The 6,930-nt window shown below is 39.1% G+C and carries 7 protein-coding genes; 3 read left to right on the forward strand and 4 right to left on the reverse strand.

From position 1 onward, the window contains the following. Positions 1 to 130: 130 nt before the first annotated feature. Positions 131 to 1,168: an NADH:flavin oxidoreductase/NADH oxidase gene (locus CA600_RS14825; RefSeq protein ID WP_094870962.1), complete on the reverse strand. Its 1,038-nt coding sequence runs from the start codon at positions 1,166 to 1,168 to the stop codon at positions 131 to 133. A 221-nt stretch (positions 1,169 to 1,389) separates the two neighbouring features. Here CA600_RS14825 and CA600_RS14830 point away from each other — a divergent pair, with 221 nt between their 5' ends. Beyond that, entirely contained in the window at positions 1,390 to 1,770 is a 381-nt protein-coding gene (locus CA600_RS14830; protein ID WP_218832783.1) for a VOC family protein, read from the forward strand. Between the two features lie 32 nt (positions 1,771 to 1,802). Here CA600_RS14830 and CA600_RS14835 read toward each other — a convergent pair whose 3' ends face one another. Beyond that, a complete protein-coding gene (locus tag CA600_RS14835) occupies positions 1,803 to 2,453 on the reverse strand; it encodes a suppressor of fused domain protein (RefSeq protein WP_094870966.1) in 651 nt (216 codons plus the stop codon). A gap of 51 nt (positions 2,454 to 2,504) precedes the next feature. Next, positions 2,505 to 3,590, reverse strand: a complete 1,086-nt coding sequence (locus CA600_RS14840) for an alpha/beta hydrolase family protein (protein WP_094870967.1) — start codon at positions 3,588 to 3,590, stop codon at positions 2,505 to 2,507. A 276-nt stretch (positions 3,591 to 3,866) separates the two neighbouring features. Between CA600_RS14840 and coaA the strand changes: the two genes are divergently transcribed. Together coaA and CA600_RS14850 are read left to right on the forward strand one after the other, a co-directional pair. After that, positions 3,867 to 4,802 carry a type I pantothenate kinase gene (gene coaA, locus CA600_RS14845; protein WP_094870969.1) on the forward strand — a complete coding sequence of 312 codons (936 nt, stop codon included), beginning with the start codon at positions 3,867 to 3,869 and terminating at the stop codon, positions 4,800 to 4,802. A gap of 161 nt (positions 4,803 to 4,963) precedes the next feature. After that, a complete protein-coding gene (locus CA600_RS14850; RefSeq protein WP_094870971.1) occupies positions 4,964 to 5,989 on the forward strand; it encodes a glycosyltransferase family 8 protein in 1,026 nt (341 codons plus the stop codon). Between the two features lie 190 nt (positions 5,990 to 6,179). Here CA600_RS14850 and CA600_RS14855 read toward each other — a convergent pair. Next, positions 6,180 to 6,930 (reverse strand): S-layer homology domain-containing protein (locus CA600_RS14855; protein ID WP_179281629.1); only part of this gene is annotated, 751 nt, incomplete at its 5' end.

Consider the following 6,930-nt stretch of genomic DNA (forward strand, 5'->3'; position numbering starts at 1 on the left):
TGAATTTTTTCTTCTATATAATAGTACTACACTCCACATCCATTGTGCCAAGCTTAATCCAAAAAAGAGAAAAGACCGTTTCTCCAAGAAGTCGGTCTTTCCAAATGATACAATTTAATTTCGTTAGTCCTTAGCCTTTAATTCTAGGAAATCCAAAGGCATACTGCCGAGGAACACCCGGGTCTTGCTGAAGCTCAATCCCAGCCTCTAAGGTCCAATATGGATTTCTCAGCATCCCCCGACCAACAGCAACAAGATCTGCTTCCTCATTCCCAATGACTGCATTAGCAAGAGCGGGTTCATCCAATCTGCCTACAGCAATCACCGGTACATTCAAACCATATTTGATCTCTCTTGCCAAAGGAACTTGATACGCAGCATGTGTACCTGGCTTGCCAGCAGCCGCGATAGGACCTTCACCACCTGCACTGATATGGAAAATATCTGCGCCAGCTTCTTTATAAGCTTTACTAAAGGCCAAGCTTTCTTTAATGCCGTATCCGCCCTCTACATATTCTTGAGCTGATATGCGCATGATCAGTGGCATTCCTTCAGGCATTTCACTTTTCGCTGCATGAATGATTTCAGTACCAAACAAGGTCAAATCTTGGCCATATTCATCTGTTCTTTGATTCGTTAATGGTGAATGGAACTGATGAATCAGATAACCGTGCGCACCATGAAGCTCTATAACATCAAACCCCGCTTGAATCGCACGCTTCACGCCCAAACGGAATTTCTCAACCATACCCTTCACTTCTTCAGTCGTTAGGGCACGTGGTGTTTTGGAGTCAGCGTCAAATGGAACGGCAGAAGAGGATACAGGAACTGCTGCATCTTCAGCCTTACGCCCAGCATGAGCAATTTGAATTCCTACTTTAGCACCATAAGCATGACAAGCTTCAACAATTCGAGCCAGAGCAGGAATTTGCTCATCAGACCAAATACCAAGGTCAAAATCAGTAATCCGTCCATCAGGATCCACGTCTGTCATTTCAATAATAATCAATCCAGTTCCGCCAACGGCGCGACTTACATAATGATTATAATGCCAATCGGTAGCGATTCCGTCCTTGTTAGTCACTGAATACTGACACATTGGAGGCATAACCACGCGGTTCTTCAATTTCAAATCCTTCATTTCATACGGGGTGAACAAGTTCTTCATGATATCTCTCCTCTTTATAAAAAACTAAATTTATTATGAACATTAAAAACATGTTTTAGCAGAAATTAATTAATGTATGCTCATGCATGTATATTATTATAGAATATCTATAGTGTCAACCATGAATGTCTCCTGCGGCTTAATAACTCCACGTATTGTTGAAATCTTTGCCGCAAGGTAATATATGGGTATCTATTTTCTTAGAAAGGATGAACTCACAAGTGGACAAAAAGCTTTTACAATCACATAGTATCTTTCCTACTCTGAATATCGAGCAGACTGCCGCTTATTATAGTCAGTACTTAGGCTTTCAAGTTGTGCCCTATTTAGATACGGAGGAACCGCATATTTGCCTGTATCGTGATGATACAGAAATTATCCTTACACAATCCCAAGGACAAAGGGTTATTCCTAATCGAGAATTGTATGGCTATGGGTACGATGCCTATTTTATTACGGAACAGCAAGAGCAGTTGGAGAAAGAATTCGAAGCCGCTGGTGTTAATATTGTCCGAGCATTAATAAACACCGACTATAATAACAAGGAATTTGTTATTGAAGATGTCGATGGACGCTGGATTGCTTTTGGAATCAAAGGATAAAAAAAACGGCCCTCGGCCGTTTTTCTTATTTTTCAAAAGAGTCCAAATCTCTTCTTGCAGCTATTTTTACGTGAAGGATTCAGAACATCGGTAACCCCGATTTTATTTAACTTATTAAGTAATTCTTCCTCGCCATGCTTAACTTTATAATCTAACTCTTCTCCAAAAAGCGGAATTAAAGTATAGAAGTGCACCACTTTCTCACTGTTCATTTCCAAATTAAAAAATCCGGATTGATCTTCAACTTCTGGCACCCACACAAACATCCCTTTAAATCCTGTATCCTCACTATAAGGCTGTACTGGATTACCGTTGACTAGCGTATGCCCCATATAGAGCCATGTATTATATTCATGTGGAAACCTAGCCGTCGTTTTCAGGGCACGTACAGGCCAATAATTTCTTTCATCCTTAAAAGCCTCATCAGACAGCTTCCATGTAGGAGGAAGGCAAATCATTAATTCAGTATATTGATATTCTTCTGCGCCATCCGGAACCTGCATCGCAAATTCACTCATACCTGATGTAATTAAAGTATAGTAATTCCGCTCAGGCGTCGGGTTAACAATTAAAATATCAATGGACAGAACGTCTGAAATAACCTCTTTAAAAACATTATCAATTACCCCTATGTATTGTTCAATATGATTGCATATCATCTGGTTAGACTGATCAGAATACATTTATAATCCCTCCCTTATATGTTTATCGGTATAAAAGAGAGGTTTTTATTGCTAATTTACAGAAATTTCATCTCCACTGCCATTGATCCTACAGAAATCACTATGATTTTGGCTAATGAATGTAGAATAGTCCTTCCCTTGATCTAATAAATGCTCTTGAAAAAAATTAGCAACAAGCTCATTTATCTGATTATGAATCCCACAAGTTCTCTGATATAAAGTTTCGTCCTCCTCAAAAAGAGGCATATCACTAAAGGACATATGCGTCGCGTTTCGTATTTTCAAAAAAGATTTATATCCATTCCAATTCCGGAAAAGCTTCTCTTGTCCTTTGATGAAATCCTTTGCTATTTTCTCCTGTAAAATATTGCTTAAGGCTTCTAAAGCAGAAGCCTTTTGCCTTAATACAAGTAAGGGGACCGTATTATTCTTCACTTCATTCTCAATATATAAATGCATGCTTGCATCTAATAAAACTGCGGCTTTAATTCTATCATCTTCCATAGTTAAATCTAATGCAGTAGCACCGCCAATTGAATGTCCAATCATTCCAACCTTATCCATATCAAAAATTCCCATTCTTGAATTCAGCTTGGATAGGTGATCTAATACATGCTGTATGTCCTTTTTCCGAATAGAAATGAAGTGATGTAATTCGGTATAATCTGTAGCCTGTATTGTCCTCATCACCTCTGATTGATTCATAAATTCTCCACTTGGACAAACGGTAAACATCGCTTCATAAGCAGCACTGACGGTTACCACTATGAATTCTTGCTTTACCAGCGCTTGTATATTGTAAATATACATATCTCTATCTAAGCCTAGTGCAGGAGAGTAGATAATGACAGGATAGGATCGTTTGAATTTTTGTTGTAATGCTCCCTCGCTGATTGAGGTAGATAATCCATCTATGATATCCATATTCATTCCAATATCTTGTAGAATTTCTCTTGCTTGTTGTTCACAGGGCCGGAAAAGATCCATATATTTCATTTCAGATTCATTGTTTTCGAGTAATCCATCCGGATCCGGATAATAAATACTTATCACGATTTTCCTGAACTCAGACTCTTCTTGGAACGTACCATTTCGCGTGTAATCCGTTAATATTTCAACTTTTCGAAAAACTCCCATGGTTCCACTCCATTCTTTCTCGTTCACTATATTTTAATTTATTTTCCTCTTTATTGAAATGAATTCTCCATAATGTCCATACTAATGTCGATTGCTATGAATGGAATCAAGTTGAATGAACGGTTATAATACCTAAAGGTAAATCTTCAAGCGTAAACGCCTTCGGCGTCCATATAAGGATGGTAAGCGTTTATTCGAGAAATATAAGACTTAAAATATAGGTACATAACTTATACTTTCTTATATTTTAAAAAATTCAGGGATGTGGAAACTTTAATGGTAAATAATTCAGCATATACACTTTATTTACGTGAGGATTGGAAAAAACTAAGCGATTTCACCGCTATCCAATTATCAGAAGAAGAGCTTAGCGATATCCAAAGTATTAACGATAAAATTTCGATTGAGGATGTAAATGAGGTCTATCTTCCTCTGTCCCAGTTGATACATTTGCAGCTTCAAGCCTCTCATACCTTTAAAGATTCTATCAATCACTTTCTTAACAACGATCTTAAAAAAGGTCCATTTATCATAGGTATCGCCGGAAGTGTCGCTGTTGGCAAGAGTACAACCGCTAGACTTCTTCAGAAGCTCCTCTCTCAATTACCTTCCCATCCAAAAGTTGATTTAGTTACGACGGACGGGTTCTTACTTCCCAATGCCGAGCTGGAAAAGCGTGGAATCATGAAGAAAAAAGGATTTCCTGAAAGCTACGACACACGTAGTTTAATTTCATTTTTAACTAAAGTGAAGTCTGGTGTTTCGAGTGTTCAAAGTCCTGTATACTCGCATCTAACTTATGATATCGTGCCAAATGAATTTATTACGATCGAGAACCCGGACATCCTAATTGTTGAAGGGTTAAATGTTCTTCAGACTAGTTTGACGATTAATCAATGTGTGCCAAATTATTTTGTATCTGATTTCTTTGATTTTTCAATTTATGTGGATGCTGATGTGAATAATATTGAGAAATGGTATATTGACCGGTTTATTAAGCTTAGAGATACCGCCTTCCAAGATGAGCAATCTTATTTTAAAAAATATGCACAGTTATCACTAGAAGAATCTATCGAGATCTCGAAAAGAATATGGAAAGAAATCAATTTTGAAAATTTAATACACAATATTTTGCCTACCAGAAATCGTGCAGATCTTATTCTATTTAAAAATAACAATCATCACATAGATCGCATTAAACTGCGAAAATAAATTGATGCTCTCACAAACCAAGTCTCTGATTTGCAGAGCTTGGTTTTTTATGTGCACAAAAAATTGGGTGAATATCGTAGGTGTAATGCCATTATCCTCTCGCCAGGGCAAACGTATACTGTGGTACATTCGTACACTAATGTAGAGAGAGGATAAATCAAATGATCGAAATCGCCTTAGCCTTTCAAGATAAGGATGGAAAATATGCAGAGCATGCCGGTGTCGTTTTAGCGTCAGTTTTTCATCATACAAGTTCCCCAATCCATGTTCATATTTTACATGATGCCTCTTTAACCGAAGTTAACAAACGAAAGCTCACCAGATTAACCACTAAACATCAGCATACGATTAGCTTTTATCCGATTACTTTACCCGAAGATATGCTCCAGGTTCTTGCCAATATTAATGCTATCGATATGTGGACACATGCAAGTATGTACCGGTTGCTGCTTCCCGCGTTAATTCCTGCTGACAAAATTATTTATCTGGATTGTGATGTATTGGTAAACATAGACATCGCGGAGCTGTGGCAGGTCGAGCTGAATGAAAAATATTTAGGGGCGATTTGGGATCAGGGCATTATGGATGTTGCACCTATTGTGAGCGCCAAAGGACTGAATCCTGAGATTTATTTTAATTCTGGAGTGATCGTATTTGCTTTAAATAATATCCGCCAGAATACGAACTGGTACCAAGAGATGCTGAACTTCTTGCGCACTTTCCCTGATGTCACCATGCCTGATCAGGATGCTCTAAATGCAGTTTTTGGAGCGAATTACCTCCCTCTCGATATCCGCTTTAATTCGTTTAATATGGCCATCCCAGATCATGACTACAATAATAAAATTGTCCATTTTGCCGGGGATGAGAAATGTTGGAATACAGATTCCTCAGGGTTTGCCCTGTATCGCAAGTTCCTGAATCTAACCCCTTGGAGAGCTTTTAAAGCCAAATTAAAACGAAGAAAACGGAAGGTCAGCTATGTTAAGCGGCGGTTCACACGAAAAAGTAATAGACGAATCATTTATAGACGTAGAATTAAAATGATTCGCACAAGCATCTCACCCCTTTCGCTGTTTCAATTGAAATTAATTAGAACGATTAGAAGAAGAAAAGGGACTGTAATCAATACAAGAATTCATTATCAACAACGTATTAAACGTAAAAAAACAGCCCCTATTAGATAGGGGCTGCAGGTCTAATCAACTTAGATGTCTATCAGGCTCGAATACGGCGTCTTCGTTTGTGCCAGAATTTGATCCACACGCCCATATTATCATCCCGAAACAGACGGATTCCTACAATTTTAAGAGGCGTCCAGATTTCATTGAAATAGTAATTGGGCATTTCACTCATCCTTTTATAATAATCTTCACTTTATTTGTTAATTTGTTTTAATAAGTTCAATAAGATAGTTATAGCTTCTCCTCTAGTGGCGTGATCCTGGGGAGCATATTCATTATCGCCCTTCCCTTTTACAAGACCTGCTGACTTCAAGTAAGCTACACTGGATTTTGCCCATTCTGGAATGTCCTTGTCGTCTGCAAACCCGGTTGTGGCACTTGCTTCGTTAGATTTACCCAGAATCTTGGCAAGGATCACTGCCATTTCAGCTCTTGTAATTTCTGCATTTGGACGGAATGTGCCATCCTCATAGCCGTTAATAATACCTGCTTGTACCGCCTGTGCGACCGCTTCCTGAGCCCAAGCTCCAATCTTCGCTGCATCTGTGAAGGTCAGCTTAGTTCCAGCTTCTTGCGGTTTCAAAGCATTCATCAGCATTAGAGCAAACTCTGCTCGCGTTAAGGTGCCGTTAGGCTTAAATGTGCCATCAGAATAACCTTTGATAATTCCAAGGCTTAACGCTTCTTGAATGGCGCGCAGCGCCCAATGTCCAGAAATATCACTTAGGTTATTCGCTGGTGTTGGGGTAGATCCCGGTGTCGTCGCTGGTGCCACAGCTGGCATTGGCGTTGGCGTCGCTGCTGGAGCTAATGTTGGTGTGGGCAACCCACCACCGGAGCCTCCACTACCCCCACCAGATATAACTTCTTCTGCTACACGGGTTACAGTAACCGTATATTCTTTCTTCGTGATCCCATCTTCCGCTGTTACGGTTACCGTAATT

This window comes from Paenibacillus sp. VTT E-133280 (assembly GCF_002264385.1).
Taxonomy (GTDB): Bacteria; Bacillota; Bacilli; order Paenibacillales; family Paenibacillaceae; genus Paenibacillus_AQ; species Paenibacillus_AQ nitricinens.